The sequence below is a fragment of the Streptococcus sp. Marseille-Q6488 genome (assembly GCF_946902925.1).
Classification (GTDB): domain Bacteria; phylum Bacillota; class Bacilli; order Lactobacillales; family Streptococcaceae; genus Streptococcus.
In genome coordinates this window covers 150,592-166,727 of record NZ_CAMPPZ010000006.1, presented here as the reverse complement: position 1 = coordinate 166,727, position 16,136 = coordinate 150,592, and the positions used below count along the sequence as shown (strand labels likewise).

Annotated in this window: 23 protein-coding genes and 1 pseudogene; 6 read left to right on the top strand and 18 right to left on the bottom strand. The window is 38.7% G+C overall.

What is annotated here, in order from left to right; all coding sequences use genetic code 11:
• Positions 1-126 precede the first annotated feature (126 nt).
• Positions 127-840, bottom strand: a pseudogene (locus OVN23_RS03065) (ABC transporter permease); the annotation flags it as partial.
• 106 nt (positions 841-946) lie between these two features.
• Positions 947-1,270, bottom strand: a complete 324-nt coding sequence (locus OVN23_RS03060) for a hypothetical protein (RefSeq protein ID WP_234990537.1) — start codon at positions 1,268-1,270, stop codon at positions 947-949.
• 293 nt (positions 1,271-1,563) lie between these two features.
• On the opposite strand from OVN23_RS03060, the gene OVN23_RS03055 reads away from it, so the two are divergent.
• Positions 1,564-2,100, top strand: coding sequence for a biotin transporter BioY (locus OVN23_RS03055; RefSeq protein ID WP_112443490.1), 537 nt, complete (start codon positions 1,564-1,566; stop codon positions 2,098-2,100).
• A gap of 53 nt (positions 2,101-2,153) precedes the next feature.
• On the opposite strand, the gene OVN23_RS03050 is transcribed toward OVN23_RS03055, so the two are convergent.
• Complete coding sequence (locus OVN23_RS03050) at positions 2,154-2,369, bottom strand: YdbC family protein (RefSeq protein WP_000807422.1); 216 nt, start codon at positions 2,367-2,369, stop codon at positions 2,154-2,156.
• 98 nt (positions 2,370-2,467) lie between these two features.
• On the opposite strand from OVN23_RS03050, the gene OVN23_RS03045 reads away from it, so the two are divergent.
• The gene (locus OVN23_RS03045) at positions 2,468-2,788 is read left to right on the top strand and encodes a hypothetical protein (RefSeq protein ID WP_001216100.1); all 321 of its coding nucleotides are present in this window, start codon (positions 2,468-2,470) and stop codon (positions 2,786-2,788) included.
• A 30-nt stretch (positions 2,789-2,818) separates the two neighbouring features.
• On the opposite strand, the gene OVN23_RS03040 is transcribed toward OVN23_RS03045, so the two are convergent.
• From OVN23_RS03040 to rpsP, 7 genes are all read right to left on the bottom strand, one after another.
• Positions 2,819-3,157: an ATP cone domain-containing protein gene (locus tag OVN23_RS03040; RefSeq protein WP_001196041.1), complete on the bottom strand. Its 339-nt coding sequence runs from the start codon at positions 3,155-3,157 to the stop codon at positions 2,819-2,821.
• A gap of 11 nt (positions 3,158-3,168) precedes the next feature.
• Positions 3,169-3,888, bottom strand: coding sequence for a tRNA (guanosine(37)-N1)-methyltransferase TrmD (gene trmD, locus OVN23_RS03035; RefSeq protein WP_112443778.1), 720 nt, complete (start codon positions 3,886-3,888; stop codon positions 3,169-3,171).
• Positions 3,878-4,396, bottom strand: a complete 519-nt coding sequence (gene rimM / locus OVN23_RS03030; RefSeq protein ID WP_112443489.1) for a ribosome maturation factor RimM — start codon at positions 4,394-4,396, stop codon at positions 3,878-3,880. The genes trmD and rimM overlap by 11 nt, the downstream gene beginning before the upstream one ends.
• Positions 4,397-4,426: 30 nt before the next feature.
• Complete coding sequence (locus OVN23_RS03025; protein ID WP_267240435.1) at positions 4,427-5,215, bottom strand: alpha/beta fold hydrolase; 789 nt, start codon at positions 5,213-5,215, stop codon at positions 4,427-4,429.
• A 97-nt stretch (positions 5,216-5,312) separates the two neighbouring features.
• On the bottom strand, positions 5,313-5,645 hold the full coding sequence (locus OVN23_RS03020) for a MazG nucleotide pyrophosphohydrolase domain-containing protein (protein WP_267240440.1): 333 nt from the start codon (positions 5,643-5,645) through the stop codon (positions 5,313-5,315).
• 44 nt (positions 5,646-5,689) lie between these two features.
• On the bottom strand, positions 5,690-5,929 hold the full coding sequence (kphA, locus tag OVN23_RS03015; protein ID WP_000379617.1) for an RNA-binding protein KphA: 240 nt from the start codon (positions 5,927-5,929) through the stop codon (positions 5,690-5,692).
• A 19-nt stretch (positions 5,930-5,948) separates the two neighbouring features.
• The gene (gene rpsP / locus OVN23_RS03010) at positions 5,949-6,221 is read right to left on the bottom strand and encodes a 30S ribosomal protein S16 (RefSeq protein ID WP_000268760.1); all 273 of its coding nucleotides are present in this window, start codon (positions 6,219-6,221) and stop codon (positions 5,949-5,951) included.
• A 177-nt stretch (positions 6,222-6,398) separates the two neighbouring features.
• Between rpsP and OVN23_RS03005 the strand changes: the two genes are divergently transcribed.
• The 4 genes from OVN23_RS03005 to OVN23_RS02990 all read left to right on the top strand — a co-directional run bounded on the left by OVN23_RS03005 (position 6,399) and on the right by OVN23_RS02990 (position 8,826).
• The gene (locus OVN23_RS03005) at positions 6,399-6,530 is read left to right on the top strand and encodes a hypothetical protein (protein ID WP_267240441.1); all 132 of its coding nucleotides are present in this window, start codon (positions 6,399-6,401) and stop codon (positions 6,528-6,530) included.
• 380 nt (positions 6,531-6,910) lie between these two features.
• Positions 6,911-7,489 carry a DUF3796 domain-containing protein gene (locus OVN23_RS03000; RefSeq protein WP_173253315.1) on the top strand — a complete coding sequence of 193 codons (579 nt, stop codon included), beginning with the start codon at positions 6,911-6,913 and terminating at the stop codon, positions 7,487-7,489.
• A gap of 2 nt (positions 7,490-7,491) precedes the next feature.
• On the top strand, positions 7,492-7,716 hold the full coding sequence (locus OVN23_RS02995; RefSeq protein WP_173253316.1) for a helix-turn-helix transcriptional regulator: 225 nt from the start codon (positions 7,492-7,494) through the stop codon (positions 7,714-7,716).
• A 306-nt stretch (positions 7,717-8,022) separates the two neighbouring features.
• Positions 8,023-8,826: a peptidylprolyl isomerase gene (locus OVN23_RS02990; RefSeq protein WP_000731911.1), complete on the top strand. Its 804-nt coding sequence runs from the start codon at positions 8,023-8,025 to the stop codon at positions 8,824-8,826.
• A 54-nt stretch (positions 8,827-8,880) separates the two neighbouring features.
• Here the strand turns inward: OVN23_RS02990 and OVN23_RS02985 are convergent, their stop codons facing one another.
• The 8 genes from OVN23_RS02985 to OVN23_RS02950 all read right to left on the bottom strand — a co-directional run bounded on the left by OVN23_RS02985 (position 8,881) and on the right by OVN23_RS02950 (position 15,770).
• A complete protein-coding gene (locus OVN23_RS02985) occupies positions 8,881-10,422 on the bottom strand; it encodes an ABC-F family ATP-binding cassette domain-containing protein (protein WP_000025378.1) in 1,542 nt (513 codons plus the stop codon).
• A 1-nt stretch (position 10,423) separates the two neighbouring features.
• Positions 10,424-10,906 (bottom strand): VanZ family protein, encoded by a 483-nt coding sequence (locus OVN23_RS02980; protein WP_112443485.1) that lies wholly within the window; start codon positions 10,904-10,906, stop codon positions 10,424-10,426.
• On the bottom strand, positions 10,906-11,991 hold the full coding sequence (gene rlmN, locus OVN23_RS02975; protein WP_000804760.1) for a 23S rRNA (adenine(2503)-C(2))-methyltransferase RlmN: 1,086 nt from the start codon (positions 11,989-11,991) through the stop codon (positions 10,906-10,908). The genes OVN23_RS02980 and rlmN overlap by 1 nt, the downstream gene beginning before the upstream one ends.
• 20 nt (positions 11,992-12,011) lie before the next feature.
• The gene (locus OVN23_RS02970; RefSeq protein ID WP_112443484.1) at positions 12,012-12,542 is read right to left on the bottom strand and encodes a YutD family protein; all 531 of its coding nucleotides are present in this window, start codon (positions 12,540-12,542) and stop codon (positions 12,012-12,014) included.
• 156 nt (positions 12,543-12,698) lie between these two features.
• A complete protein-coding gene (sodA, locus tag OVN23_RS02965; protein ID WP_112443483.1) occupies positions 12,699-13,304 on the bottom strand; it encodes a superoxide dismutase SodA in 606 nt (201 codons plus the stop codon).
• Between the two features lie 99 nt (positions 13,305-13,403).
• Positions 13,404-13,706: a hypothetical protein gene (locus tag OVN23_RS02960; protein WP_267240434.1), complete on the bottom strand. Its 303-nt coding sequence runs from the start codon at positions 13,704-13,706 to the stop codon at positions 13,404-13,406.
• 57 nt (positions 13,707-13,763) lie between these two features.
• Positions 13,764-14,801, bottom strand: coding sequence for a DNA polymerase III subunit delta (gene holA, locus OVN23_RS02955; RefSeq protein WP_112443482.1), 1,038 nt, complete (start codon positions 14,799-14,801; stop codon positions 13,764-13,766).
• Positions 14,802-14,834: 33 nt separating this feature from the next.
• Positions 14,835-15,770 carry a dihydroorotate oxidase gene (locus tag OVN23_RS02950; protein WP_267240433.1) on the bottom strand — a complete coding sequence of 312 codons (936 nt, stop codon included), beginning with the start codon at positions 15,768-15,770 and terminating at the stop codon, positions 14,835-14,837.
• Positions 15,771-16,136: the final 366 nt, after the last annotated feature.

Sequence of the window (16,136 nt, the reverse complement as noted above, 5' to 3'; positions counted from 1 at the left end):
TGGCTTGAACACCTTTATTGTATCGCGTTCGGAGTTTTTTTGGTATAACCTTCGACGCGCACCCGCATAGCGGGTGGTTTTTTTGTCTCGCACCTAACGGAGCGAGACAGACTAATAGTCACATAATAAAACAAAGGTAATGAGATCAATGATTTGAAATAGTATAAAATTCGTTAAAAGCAGAGAGAAAAATAACTTAGAACTATAGGTGAAGAAACCATTACCCAAAAAAGAACTGTAAGAAATCATCAATAAAGCCATCATAATCAGTTCAAAAATAAGAGAAATGACATACTCTCTTCTAAGGTCGTATACAGGCAAGCCCAAAGAACGTCGTATCACTCCTTCTTTGATCTGCCTCGTCCTAACAACAAATAAAACAACTAATAAAGTTAAGTAAATTGAACCCATTAACAGTATTCTTAAAGTTCCAGTAAATTGTAATATTCCTCCTATATACCAAGGATAAGCCATATATACTGTTTGTAGTCCAGTCATCGTAAGTGGTTTCAAACTGTCTACATCTATTTTCCCAAGTGTGTAATACATCCCTACTATTGGTGCTGACTTTAATTGTTCATTATTTACATCATCAAAGTTTACATACTTCAACTGACCCGAACTCTGAACGATTGGCTTGTAAATGGTAACCTTTTCCGTTTTTGATAAGTCACGAACCATTTCGTATATTTCGTTATTAGAAAGATTACTTTTTCCTTGGATAGAAAAAGCACCATCAATTGGTAAAGGTATGGGGATTTCGGTATCACTAATAGTGACCAGACCAATTGTAGCAATCAAACAAAAGAAGAATCCAATGATACATAATTTTAATTTCATAAGCAATTACCATATGACAAAAGACTCTATTTTATAATTGGGTCTCTTGTTTTCATAAATTATTGTTTAAAATCTATAATAATCCCAATGTGCATTTAATCGAACATCATTTCAAATTTTTTGCTTGAAAATGTCCATCTATAATCTTTTTTATCGTGAACTTTAACGTTCCCAAAATATTCGTTACTGATGACTCTGAACTAATATTATTTGAAGAACTAACAAAGTAATTCGAATAACCATAGCTATCACTTACACCATACTTCCATAAATCAATAATCGGATATAGAACTGGGATTGCTGTAGTTTCACTACCAACACTAGCTGTAGTAGCAAATCCAAAACTGAAAAAACTTGTAGCCAGCAAAATGAACTTCTTCTTAGTAAATTTTTGGTATTTTACTTCTCCTTGAATTATAATATTTGACAAAAACTCAGTAATAATTCTCTATTTTAAAATTGAACACATTTATTTGTAAGTGTTTACAATATTAATTTAATACTAATATTTTAGTTTGTCAAGTATTTATAGTATATTTTTTATTGATAAAATGGGATTATCTATAAAGGCGATTTACAAATCGATAAAAAACAATTATCCAACTTCTCTTGTGAATCAAATCGGCCGTTACAGTCTTTGTTACCTTGTTTTCAAAAATAGGTTGACAATAATTCTCCTACGAGTATAATAGTTACTATACATCAGAAAAGAGGTTAACTATTTTGAAAAAAGCTCACGTTTATGCTATCCCTGCTATTGGGGCTGCTCTCATTGCTGTTTTGGCACAAATCAGTCTTCCAATTGGACCTGTTCCCTTCACTCTGCAAAACTTTGCAATCGGCTTGATTGCTACTGTCTTTAGACCGAGAGAGGCTGTACTTTCTGTTGCACTCTATCTTCTTCTAGGTGCAATCGGTCTTCCTGTCTTTGCAGGAGGTGGAGCTGGATTTCAGGCTTTAGTTGGCCCTACTGCAGGCTATCTTTGGTTTTATCTCGTTTACTCTGGACTTACTTCTTCCCTAACTAACAGCAAGAGTGGGATTGTCAATATTTTTCTTGCAAACCTCTTGGGTGATGCCCTTGTCTTTGTCGGAGGGATTCTCAGCTTGCATTTTCTAGCTGGAATGGCATTTGAAAAAGCTCTTGTTGTGGGGGTATTTCCCTTTATCATTCCAGACCTTGGTAAACTTCTAGCTATTAGTTTTATTAGCCGTCCACTACTTCAACGCCTTAAAAATCAGGCTTACTTCGCTAACTAAAAAAGGATATCGAGTTGCCATGACTCAATATCCTTTTCTTTCATTTTGAAAACTTAGTTTCCTTTAAAAGCATCCACCATGGTTTGAAATTCTTCATTGGAGAGAGTAATCCCCTTGCCCATTTTAGTATGATCTGGACTCCAAGCACGAATATCAAACTTTGCAGGGGCACCATTAAAGCTCACACGGTTGATTTCCTTAGTCCAACCTTTTTCGTTTTCAGAAAGAGTCAACAAGTGCTCTTCGATTTCAAATGTAAATTCTGCCATTTTCTTCTCCTTTTTTAGCTTTCATTTGATTATTCGTAAAATCTTGTAGATTTTAGGAAAATTTTATATAATATTGATATAAAAGAAGGGAGGCCAATATGAGACATAAATTCCAGCAAGTTCTAGATAAAATACATGACTTTTTAAATGGACATGACCAACCTGACCAGACTGAAACCAACTCCCTTACAGCCACTATTGAAGAGGCTATCCAGAAACAAACCGCTGTTCACCTTATCTTGTCTGAGACAAGTTTTACAGGTGACATCATCAAATACGATCAACAAGGCCAGCAAATTATCGTGAAAAATTTTTCCAAAAATGTAAGCCGTATTATCCGCATAAGCGATATTCAACGCCTGCGATTTGTACCTTCAACTGTCCAAACAGCTCAAAAAAATAGATTTAAGAAAGAGTGAGATGTAGTTACTTCATCCCACTCTTTTTTCTTAGCGAACTTGTTCAAAATGTAAATGAACCGCGATATGATCTCCATAACCACTTCTTTCCAAGTCACGTTGCAGACGATAGGAAATGTAGTGTTCTGCAATGGTAATGTAACCTGCACCCAGTAAACGATGTTCAACCATAGACTGAATCATGCTAATAGTAGCACGTTCCACCTTGGCCTCTTCCAAATCCAAAACCACTTTTTTAGTGACTTGTGCAAGATTTTGACGCAAATCATCTGTCAATACATAGACAGTCTGGGCTGCCTTTAAGATAGCTTGGTAAATCTTATCTGGATTAAATTCAGCAATTTCTCCATCACGTTTGATTACTTGCATAGGTTTCTCCTTTATTCTTTGTTTTCTTTGATTTCTGCCAGCATTTTTTCTTCTTCTACTGTCAGTTGATAATCTTCAAGCAAATCCGGTCTGCGTTCGTAGGTTTTCTTCAAACTCTCATACAATCGCCACTGACGAATCTTTTCATGGTGCCCGCTCATTAATACATCTGGCACGACCATTCCTCGATAATCATAGGGACGTGTGTACTGAGGGTATTCAAGAAGGCCTGAAGAAAAACTATCATCTTGGTGGCTAGACTCCTTGCCAATCACTTCTGGAATCAGGCGTACCGTAGCATCAATCATGGTCATAGCTGCCAACTCTCCACCAGTCAAGACATAGTCCCCCAGGGAAATCTCATCCGTCACCAAGGTCTTAATGCGCTCGTCATACCCCTCGTAGTGACCACAGATAAAGATCAGTTCATCTTCTTTGGCCAAATCCTCAGCATAAGCCTGATCAAACTGCTTTCCAGCAGGATCGAGGAGAATCACGCGCGGATTTTTCTTTTCAATAGCATCAAAGGCATCGAAAATGGGTTGAGCTCGGAGCAACATCCCCTGACCGCCTCCGTAGGGCTCATCATCTACATGGCGGGCCTTTTCAGCATATTCTCGAAAATTATGATACTGGATATCCAAAAGCCCTTTTTCTCGAGCCTTTCCAACGATTGAGTGCTCTAGCGGAGAAAACATCTCTGGAAAGAGGGTTAAAATATCAATCTTCATCATCTAACCCTTCTAAAATTTCCACATCGACACGGTTATTCGGAATATCAACATTGAGAACCACTGGTGGAATATAAGGCAAGAGCAAGTCACGTTTGCCTTTTCGCTTGACCACCCAGACATCGTTAGCACCTGGTTGCAGGATTTCCTTGATGGTTCCAATCAAGTTATCACCCTCATAGACTTCCAAACCGATAATCTCGTGATAGTAGAATTCACCATCGTCTAGGTCATTCAAATCTTCCTCAGCAACCTTGAGACTGTATCCCTTATACTTTTCGATAGCGTTGATATGGTACATATCTTTGAATTTAATAATGTCAAAGTTCTTCTGTTTACGGTGGCTAGCGATGGTCACTGTTTGGATAAACTGATCTTTTTCATCAAACAAGGCCAGCTCAGCTCCTTTTTTAAACCGTTCTTCTGCAAAATCCGTCACAGACAAGACTCGCATCTCACCCTGCAACCCCTGCGTATTGACGATTTTCCCAACATTAAAGTAGTTCATCTTGTCTCCCGTAGTCTCCTTCTTTCCATCTTATTCTAACAATTCTCGAATAATAGCCGCAATTTTTTCCGCTTCGGACCATTGTAAATAATGGTGATTCCCTCCTAAAATGAGTTTAGTATTGGAAGTCCAATATTCTGATTCTCTGTACTCTTTTTCTCTATAAGGCTGACAAAAAACAAATACAGGGATACAATCTGGTATTGATACATCCTCAAAATCTTCCTCAATAATCTCTCCAGATATCTGAAACTCTGGATCTTGATTTTCCAACTCTAAGCCTTTTTCTTGCATTATTTCCCAGATTTCTTTATTCGTTTCAGGACTAAATGTTGCTTGAGTTAAATTCTTCAAATAAAGTTCAGGTCCATACTCGTCAATCAGCCTCATCTGTTCTTCCATTTCTGGATAAGGATTTTCTGAAAAATCAGCAAACATGACTTTTTTAGTTGTCGGTTCCACTGCTACTAAAGCCTGACACTTAATTGGTTTCTTGAGTAATTTGCAAGCTAAAATTCCACTCAAACTATGTACACAAAGTATATATTCAGAAATCCCTAATTCTTCAAGTACTTCATAAACTGCATCTACAAGATTATCCAGATTTTTTCCAGCTTGGTCATGAATCGGACTCCTACCTGTGTTCGGAAAATCAATTGTCAAATAACCAATTGTAGGAGGAAGTTTTTCGAGTATAAGTGAAAAATTTTCATAACTTGGTAGCAAACCTGCTCCATTTAAACAAACTAGCATTTTCTTTTGCTTTTGATAAGTAACAGAGAGACTACCAATTTCTGTAGATACTTCAATCCTCTTCATAAAGAAATCCACTCGTTCTATATAATGAATTATTAAAAATCCTTATCTTTTATTCTATCACGTTCCAGGGATTTTCTCAAGTTGGAGGAAGAGGACATCAATTCTCCTTCACCTTCAAAAATTCTTCCAAATCACGTTCATGTTGGTACTTAATGGCTGCAGTCTTGTCTTTCTCAAAGATAGTCTTGGTAAGGTCAATATGGTTGATGGCAGCGATTGCGACAGTGTAGTGAATAATATCAGCCAGTTCTTTTGCTAGTTCCTCGTTCGAATCCTGAACGCCCTCTTTTCTACCAGAACGACCACTCAAAACCTCAGCTACTTCTCCGACTTCCTCCACTAGCTTGATAAAAAGACCTTCCTCAGTCCGAGACTGCTGGTAATGTTCCAGTAGATAGTCTTGTAATTGTCTAAACGTTAAATCCTTCATATCCTGCTCCACACAAAAAAAGCGAGACATCCGTCCCGCCCTTCTTATTTTTCGTCAATAACGATTCTTACTTTTTTGTCTTCAGTTGGGACAGAGTAGACAATCGTTCTTATCGCAGAAATAGTGCGACCCTTACGACCGATTACACGACCCACATCGCTTTGATCAAGATCCAAATGATATTCCAAAAACTCTGGTGTATCTTCAATCTTGATAGTTAAGGCATCTGGTTGTGAAATCAAGGGTTTCACAATCGCAATAATGAGATTTTCAATCGTATCCATCTGTCAACCTACTTTAAACTTATTTTGAGAATTTAGAATCGTGGAATTTCTTCAATACACCTTCTTTTGAAAGGATGTTGCGAACTGTATCTGAAGGTTGAGCTCCATCAGCCAACCATGCAAGAACGCGGTCTTCTTTCAAAGTTACTTGGTTTTCAGCAACAAGTGGGTTGTAAGTTCCAACTGTTTCGATGAAACGTCCGTCACGTGGTGAACGTGAATCTGCTACGTTGATACGGTAGAAAGGTTTTTTCTTAGAACCCATACGAGTCAAACGGATTTTAACTGCCATTTTTAAAGTCTCTTTTCTTATTTTTTATTTGAGTGAAATAGCTGAGCTATTTAGCACATGTTCTATTATAGCAGATTTCTGACAGGTGTCAAGAAAAAAACTTGACAGACTATAAAATTTTTAAACCATTTATAAATTTGTTAGAAGTAGGAAATAAATGTTTGAAAGAGGCTATCAGTGAATACTATTTTAGAAAAATGTGATAAAGACCACCAAGTTAAGCCCTTCATCTCACCTGAACATGATTTGAATGCTTGGCTCCTAAATCCCAAGCGAAATATCAAGGATTTTAAGAAAGATATCTACTAATTTTAGTTTATAAAATATGAATCAATAGATTCTAAATAGGGGAATAATTTAGTTCTATAAAAATTAACTTCTACACCTACAACGCCTATTCTGACAGACTTTGTAACAGTCTAAGAAAAAAAGTAGATATTCATACAGTATCTAGATTTTTCAAAAATTCTTTATCATCAAATATTATTAACGAAACTATCCAAACCAAATCCGATGCATTGCTTCAAAGAATTCTTTAGTTATTTGACTAGCGAGGGTTTTTATTAAAAAAATTTTTCAAATAATTGCCACCTTGGTACATAAATTCTTGCTTTCCAAATTCAAATATGATATATTTGTAACATAAAATTTAAGTGTTATATATTTATAACACAAAAAAGGAGTCTATCATGAAAAAAAGTCAAAAAATGCGTGGCCTCATTGCAATGATTGCCGTAGCTCTCTTTATTGATTTTATTGTTTTATTTGGTTCTAATCTTAGTTGGGGACCCAAGTTAGTTATTACTGGTATTTCAGTACCAGGTCAAATTGTAGCTATTTGGAGCTGGCTACATAAGAGTCAGAAAGGTAAGGGAAAGATTATTTTTGACTTGTCTGCTAAGCTTTACACGATACTTATATTTGCAGCAAGCATTTTTTATACAGTAGGAATTTGGATTGCGACCCCAAGCGTAAGTTCTGGTATTAAAGAATGGATTTTGGGAATTGGCCTCGTTATTGAAGTGATTGTATTTGGTTTTTTCTCTTTGAAAAATGTCAAGGAAACTCCGGACGAACGCTTTTATGCTAATTTAGCAAAGGCAGCTAGCTTGATGTTTGTTTTTATACTAGGCGCACTGATGATCCTATCAGTTATCATTGGGTATATGGGGGCTCTCACTCTTTACATAGGCCAGATATTTATTAGCATAGCTGCCTTGATTTGCATCTTTGCGGTTGTCTATTTTATCTTGGAACGTAGAGGATAAGCATGGCTAAAGAAAGCAATATTATTACTAAGCTTAAATCTGTTCGTGAGTCCACAGGCATGACCCAGCAGGAGTTAGCCGACCGCATCGGCATGCGACGCGAGACAATTCTGCACTTGGAAAATAACCGTTACAATCCTTCGCTGGAAATGGCTCTTAAAATTGCTCAAGTTTTTAATCTGAAAGTAGAAGACCTCTTTGAACTCAGACAGAAAGAGGAAGCATAATTCTTTTCGAGACCTAGTATTAAGTTCATTGATTGATTAGGAATTGAAGCCAAAAGAAAAAATCCTTTGAAAATGTGCTCTTTTAAAATATAGTAATTCTTTCGAATTAACCTTTACTAAATTGTGATGCTTTACGAGCTTTCTTAAGATCTGGTTTCCAAAATACTTTGAGTATACTTATGGCATTGATGCCCCTAAGCAAGCGACTTTCTGGTTGGCTTCCTCTTAAACTGTATTGTCACTAATATTTGAAATCCCCTTCCTTTTAGGGTACAATGGTAGAAATGAATTTTTGAGAGGATCAGAATGAAAAAACTAGCAACCCTTCTTTTACTATCAACTGTAGCCCTAGCTGGATGTAGCAGCATCCAACGCAGTTTGCGTGGTGATGACTATGTTGATTCCAGTCTTGCCGCTGAGGAAAGCTCCAAAGCAGCAGCACAATCTGCCAAGGAGTTAAACGATGCTTTAACAAACGAAAACGCCAATTTCCCACAACTTTCTAAGGAAGTTGCTGAAGATGAAGCCGAAGTGATTCTCCACACAAGCCAAGGTGATATTCGCATTAAACTCTTCCCTAAACTCGCTCCTCTAGCGGTTGAAAACTTCCTCACTCATGCCAAAGAAGGCTACTATAACGGCATTACCTTCCACCGTGTCATCGATGGCTTTATGGTCCAAACTGGAGATCCAAAAGGGGACGGTACAGGTGGTCAGTCCATCTGGCATGACAAGGATAAGACTAAAGATAAGGGAACTGGTTTCAAAAACGAGATTACTCCTTATCTCTATAACATCCGTGGTGCTCTTGCTATGGCTAATACTGGTCAACCAAACACCAATGGCAGTCAGTTCTTCATCAACCAAAACTCTACAGATACCTCTGCTAAACTCCCTACAAGCAAGTATCCAAAGAAAATCATTGAAGCCTACAAAGAAGGTGGAAACCCTAGTTTAGATGGCAAACACCCAGTTTTTGGTCAAGTGATTGACGGTATGGATGTTGTGGATAAAATTGCTAAAGCCGAAAAAGATGAAAAAGACAAGCCAACGACTGCTATTACTATCGATAGTATCGAAGTAGTGAAAGACTACGATTTTAAATCATAAAAACCAAAAAATACAGTATCCATATTCGGTACTGTATTTCTTTTACTCTCATTCTTAAGTTAAATTATTAAAATCCCAGATTTGGTCCATCCAGCCTTCATAAAAGTCTGGTTCGTGGCAGACCATAAGAATAGATCCCTTATATTCTTTGAGAGCGCGTTTGAGTTCATCCTTGGCATCCACATCCAAGTGGTTGGTTGGCTCGTCCAGCACTAAAACGTTGTTTTCACGATTCATCAAGAGACAGAAACGAACCTTGGCTTGTTCCCCACCTGACAAGACCTGAATTTGACTTTCAATATGCTTGGTTGTCAAACCACAACGAGCAAGGGCTGCACGAACTTCTGCTTGGTTGAGAGCTGGAAAGGCATTCCAGACAGCTTCAAGAGGAGTTTGGCGATTACCGCCTTCTACTTCCTGTTCAAAGTAGCCAAGTTCTAGGTAGTCTCCACGTTCAACTTCTCCAGCGATTGGCGGGATAATTCCCAAGAGAGACTTCAAGAGAGTTGTTTTTCCGATACCATTTGCCCCGATAATAGCAACCTTTTGATTACGTTCAAAGGTAAGATTTAAAGGCTTGGTCAGAGGACGATCATAACCAATTTGCAAATCCTTAGCTTGGAAAATAAAGCGACCTGGTGTACGAGCTGGTTTAAAATCAAAGGATGGCTTTGGTTTCTCACTTTGCAGTTCGATAATATCCATCTTATCCAATTTCTTCTGACGAGACATGGCCATGTTTCGTGTTGCAACACGCGCTTTGTTTCGAGCCACGAAGTCCTTGAGATCCGCAATTTCTTTTTGCTGACGTTCGTAGGCAGCCTCTAGCTGAGATTTCTTCATAGCATAGACTTCTTGGAACTGGTAGTAGTCACCAGAATAACGCGTCAGCTGTTGATTTTCCACATGATAGACAATATTGATAACGTCATTTAGGAATGGAATGTCGTGTGAAATGAGGACAAAGGCATTCTCATAGTTTTGGAGATAGCGCTTAAGCCAGTCAATATGCTCAGCATCCAAATAGTTGGTCGGCTCATCCAAAAGTAATATATCAGGCTTTTCAAGGAGAAGTTTTGCCAAAAGCACCTTGGTTCTTTGCCCACCTGACAAAGAAGTTACATCTGTATCCATGCCAAAGTCCATGACACCAAGGGCACGCGCTACTTCGTCAATCTTAGCATCCAAGGTATAGAAATCACGACTCTCTAAACGGTCTTGAAGTTCTCCCACTTCTTCCATGAGAGCATCAACATCCGCTCCGTCTTCAGCCATTTCCATATAGAGGTCATTGATACGGGCTTCCGCTTTGAAAAGCTCATCAAAGGCTGTACGGAGAACATCACGTACCGACTGCCCTTCAGCAAGGACGGAGTGCTGATCCAAGTAACCAGCAGTCACATATTTGGACCACTCAACCTTCCCTTCATCTGGCAGCATTTTACCAGTCACGATACTCATAAAGGTTGATTTTCCTTCACCATTGGCACCGACCAGGCCGATATGTTCTCCTTTGAGAAGACGGAAGGACACATCTTCAAAAATTGCACGGTCACCAAAACCGTGACTCAGATTTTTAACTTCTAAAATACTCATTTTAATTCCTTATCTTGTTTTTATGTAATTGTTTATAGAGAAACCAAGCCAGATAGCCACCCAAGGTATTAGTCCACAAATCATCAATCTCAAAGACGCGATTGAAATCAAAGAAAAAATCCAAGACTAACTGCGTACACTCAATTCCAAGACTCACTAGAAAGCTAAAAAGTAGCACCTTTTTTGTTTTTCGCAAGTTTGGAAGGAGATAAAGGAGTTGGAATATCAAAGGAAAAAGTAAGAAGACATTGAGGATATTTTGTAAAAAAATCCAAGATAATTGTCCTACATCACTCACTTCGCCCAGTTTCCAAAGAGAATTGAAAGGAGTCAAAAGAAAAACCAGGCGTCCAAGATGCTGAATACCTGGAGTTTCCACCCCCACGGGAGATTGTTCTTGAGGAGTAAAGCAAAAATAGACAATGCAAATGCTATAGAAAATAACTCCCCAGACCAAAATATGATTATAAGTCTTCTTCATAATTAAGGATTGACTGCTGCGACTGCTTTCTGGCGGTCACGTTTCATTGTATTGGAACGCAATTGTCCACAAGCTGCATCAATATCAGTACCATGCTCTTGACGAACAACACAGTTAACCCCTTTTTTCTTAAGCGTATCATAGAAGGCCAGGACGCGCTCTTTAGGACTACGGCTATATTGGTCATGCTCACTAACTGGGTTATAAGGAATCAAGTTTACATAAGACAATTTCTTGATGTTCTTGAGCAATTCAGCCAATTCCAAGGCTTGTTCTACACCGTCATTGACTTCATTGAGCATGATATACTCAAAGGTCACACGACGATTAGTTGTCTCAATGTAGTACTCAATAGCCGCAAAGAGTTTTTCAATCGGAAAGGCACGGTTAATCTTCATGATGCTTGAGCGCAATTCATTGTTAGGTGCGTGAAGGGAAACGGCAAGATTAACCTGAACCCCTTCATTAGCAAAATCACGAATTTTATGGGCCAAACCTGAGGTTGAAACCGTAATGTGACGAGCACCGATTGCCATTCCCTTGTCATCATTGATAGTACGAACGAAATTTAAGACATTGTTGTAGTTATCAAAGGGCTCACCGATTCCCATGACAACAATATGGCTGACGCGTTCGTCCTGTCCACGCTCATCAAAGTATTTCTGAACCAGCATGATTTGCGCTACGATTTCCCCATTATTGAGGTCACGTTGTTTCTTAATCAAACCAGAGGCACAGAAGGTACAACCGATATTACAGCCGACCTGAGTGGTCACACAGACTGACAAACCATAGTGTTGACGCATAAGTACAGTCTCTATCAACATACCATCTGGCAATTCAAAAAGATATTTAACTGTCCCATCAGCAGACTCTTGCACGATACGCTGTTTCAAGGGATTGACCACAAACTGGTCATTAAGCTTAGCAATCAAATCCTTGGAAAGGTTGGTCATCTCTTCAAATGACTGGACACGTTTACGGTAAAGCCATTCCCAAATTTGATCTGCACGGAATTTCTTTTCTCCCTGCTCCAAAACCCATTCCTGCATGGTTTGACGTGTTAAACTATAAATTGACGGTTTCATTTCTTCTCCTTATTCTCTACTCACTTCTGACGAATGACAAAATGACGTTGTCCCTTGTCCTCTTTCTGAGAATACTGGTCTTTCTGACGACGTCTATTTTTCTTATCTGCATTCGGTTTTCGTTTGGTTTGAGTAGGTTTCTTTCCTTTTTTCGAAGGTGTTTCTTCTTCCTTCTTACGCATTTTCTTGTCAAATGATGCTCGCTTAGGAGCTTCATTTTCTAAGACAAAATAGGCACAACCATAACTACAATACTCTAAAAGGTAGTCTTGTAAACGACTGATTTTTTCAAGTTTTTCTTCTGTTCGATCATCCTTATAAAAACCTCGTAGACGAAGCTGTTCGTTGCTCCAGTCTCCCACGATATAATCAAACTTGGTTAAGACTTCTGAAAAACGCTGATTAAAAGCCGTCACATCGAAGGCATCCTTGATGTTTTCCACCAAGGAAAAAGCTATCCCTTCCGTTTCAACCTTGTCCCCGTGTAAATGAAACTCAGGACCAGGAAACTTGTTATAGTTGTATAATTCAGGTGCAATTTCTTTTCGCATAGATATCCTTTTTTCACGATTACTTAATACTTTATTCTACCATAATTTCTAGCAGTTAGCACGTTTCTCATAAAAATGAAAAAAGTCTGACGATTTTGTCAGACCAAAATAATATAACCTTAAAAAGAGAAGAACAATTCTTCCCTCCAACTATCATTATTTAGCAGCTGCGTACAATTCATCTACTTTGTTCCAGTTGATCACTGAGAAGAAAGCTTTGATGTAGTCAGGACGCACGTTGCGGTATTTCACATAGTAAGCATGTTCCCAAACGTCCAAGCCCAAGATTGGTTTTTTACCTTCTGAGATTGGTGTGTCTTGGTTTGCTGTTGAAGTCACTTCAAGTTTCCCTTCTTTGTTGACAACCAACCATGCCCAGCCAGAACCAAAACGAGTTGTTGCTACTGCAGTGAAGGCTGCTTGGAATTCTTCAAATGAACCAAATGTTGCATCGATTGCTGCTGCAAGTTCTGCTGATGGAGCTGTTTTCTCAGGCGTCATCAATTCCCAGAAAAGAGCGTGGTTCAAGTGTCCGCCACCGTTGTTGATAAGTGCTTGACGGATATCAGCTGGGATAGATTCTACATCAGCAAGCAAGGCTTCAAGATCTTCACCGATTTCAGGGTGTTTTTCAAGAGCTGCATTGGCATTGTTGACATAAGTTTGATGGTGTTTGTCATGGTGCAAGTGCATTGTTTCCGCATCGATGTATGGTTCCAAAGCGTCGTATGCATATGGAAGATCTGGTAAGATAATAGCCATCTGTAATACCTCTTTTTCTTTCTATATGAAAATGATAACGCAAACATTCAATTTTTTCAAGTTTTTTGCTTATAGATAAGGAAATCACTGAGATACTTTCTAATAATACTCTTCGAAAATCTCTTCAAACCGCGTCAACGTCGCCTTGCCGTACGTATGGTTACTGACTTCGTCAGTTCTATCCACAACCTCAAAACAGTGTTTTGAGCTGACTTCGTCAGTTTCATCCGCAACCTCAAAGCAGTGCTTTGAGCTGACTTCGTCAGTTTCATCCGCAACCTCAAAAACATGTTTTGAGCTGACTTCGTCAGTCTTATCTACAACCTCAAAGCAGTGCTTTGAGCAACCTGCGGCTAGTTTCCTAGTTTGCTCTTTGATTTTCCTTGAGTATAAAACAAGCAAATTAGCAAGAAACCCACGACAAGATAATGTTGACGCGGGTTATAGTTTCAAAAAATATCAATTGACCTGACTAGCAATCTGTAGGAGTACCTTTTCAAAAAGGAAACTCTTTTCATAAAGACCTGTCTTAATCTGATAGTCTGTCTCAATCAAATAAGAAATAGCTTGCTTCAAAAAGCTCAAGGAAAGTCCTCGCGCATCTCTCAACGCAAACTTGATTTGATAGGGATTAGGATTACGTCCGAGATAACTACCTAAACCACTTGCAATCTGCGATTCTGTTTGCCCAGACTCCGCCAAAATCTTCACCTGAGTAAAAGTCCGAAATTGTCCTAGCATAACAGCAATCAACTTAATTTCGTCTTCCCCTTGCAAGGTCAAATCTCTAACCAAGTCACGCGCCTGGTCCATCTTTTTAGTCAGAATAAACTGAGTTAAATCAAAAATATTGTCCTGCAAGGTCTTGGGAATTGCGTTAACAATATCCTCTTCCTCGATAACAGAGTCTTCTTTATAGGACTGTAAAAAGAGGAGATTTTTCTGAATTTCACTAAATTGAAAACCCGACTTGATGAGGAGATTTTCAAAAGAATGATTGGTAAACTGCAGACCTTGTTTCTGACTCCACTTTTGGAAATACTGACGCAATTCTTGTTCTTTGGCTTCTACTGCATCAAAGACCTTGGCATCACGCTTCAGTAATTTAACCAACCGTCTTTTGCTATCCAGCTTTCCTTCTGCAAAGATTAACAACTTGGTTGTTGGTGAAGGATTATCAAGGTATTCCTCAAACGACTTGAGTTCATCATCTGTTAAAAAGCGTTTCTTGGCTGTTGTCATATCGACAAAATGGTCTAATATCACGATTTTCTCATCCGCAAAGAAAGGAAGGCTGACCAGCTCCAGTTCAACATCCTTGTAAACCACTTCTTTCATATCAAAGTAGGCAAAGTTGAGGTCGGCAGAATCATAGCCAATCTGTTTCAATACTTGACTCTTCATAATTTCAAACTGACCCTGATCTGTCCCTGTAAAAAGGTTCAGGCTCGGTAAATTTGATAAAGTCAACTTCTGGCTTTCTTCAATAGCTAGCATCTCCTCTCCTTTCTTCTGATTTTTCGATTTAATTTAGTCAATATAGCGCAATTTCCCACGGAAATCTTCTAGGCTCTCGTACCCTTTTTCCGCCATGATTGCTTTTAGTTCATTGGTAATACGTTCGAAAGCACCGACGCCTTCTTTGTGAAGGGTTGTTCCCACCTGCACCATACTCGCTCCACAGAGGATATGTTCAAAGGCATCACGACCAGTCAGAACGCCACCTGTTCCGATGATTTGGATTTGAGGGTTTAAGCGTTGATAAAATGCGTGAACATTAGCAAGAGCAGTCGGTTTGATATACTCTCCACCGATACCACCGAAACCATTTTTAGGACGGATAACGACAGACTCGTCTTCTATATAAAGGCCATTTCCGATAGAGTTGACGCAGTTGACAAACTTGAGCGGATATTTGTTGAAAATAGCTGCCGCTTGGTCAAAGTGAACAATATCAAAATATGGTGGCAATTTAATTCCAAGAGGTTTAGTGAAGTAGGCAAACACCTCTGCCAAAATACGGTCTGTTGTCTCAAAATCATAGGCAATCTGAGGTTTTCCTGGAACATTTGGACAAGAGAGGTTTATCTCAGTCAGACCACGAAAATCACTCTCTTGGACTTTTTTCAAGATAGTATGGGTTTCCTCTGGAGACATGCCGACTAGAGATAAGAAGAAAGTTCGGTTTGTCTCTTTTTCCTGCAAGTCCAAAAGATAGTCCAAATAATAGTCTAAGCCATTATTCGGCAAGCCCATAGAGTTGATAGAACCAAGTGGAACATCTTGATAACGTGGCTCAGGATTTCCCTGACGAAAGTCCAAGGTCGCTGTCTTAGTGACAAAGGTTCCTGCCGCTGAGTTTTTAACCCCTTCCAGCTCTTCTATCGTCATACAAGCCACACCTGCTGCATTCATCAAGCAATTGTCAAACTCAAAACCAGCAATTTGCGTTTTCGTTGATACCATGATTCTAATCCTCCAGATTCCTTTTATTGCTAATATTATACCACAGTTTTAATTCTAGGTTTACTAGATTCTATGGTTCTATCTATTTATTCGGAAAAGAAAGTCTAGTGCAGAAGTCATGCTATGGAAACAGCTAGTGTATTGGAAGTTTGAACAAGACTTGGGTAACAGACTTTTGAATGAAGTCCAAGCAACAGGGAGAAATCTCAACCATGAGTCCATTCCATGACTCTGTTGCTCTAGAAAACCTTGCAATAGTCAAGTGATAACGAATAAAACTTTGGATTGAAATATCCCCATGATTATCTATTACGAGGAGAAATCTCAACCTTTATCATTTTTAAAGAAATACATGTAAATCTCTAC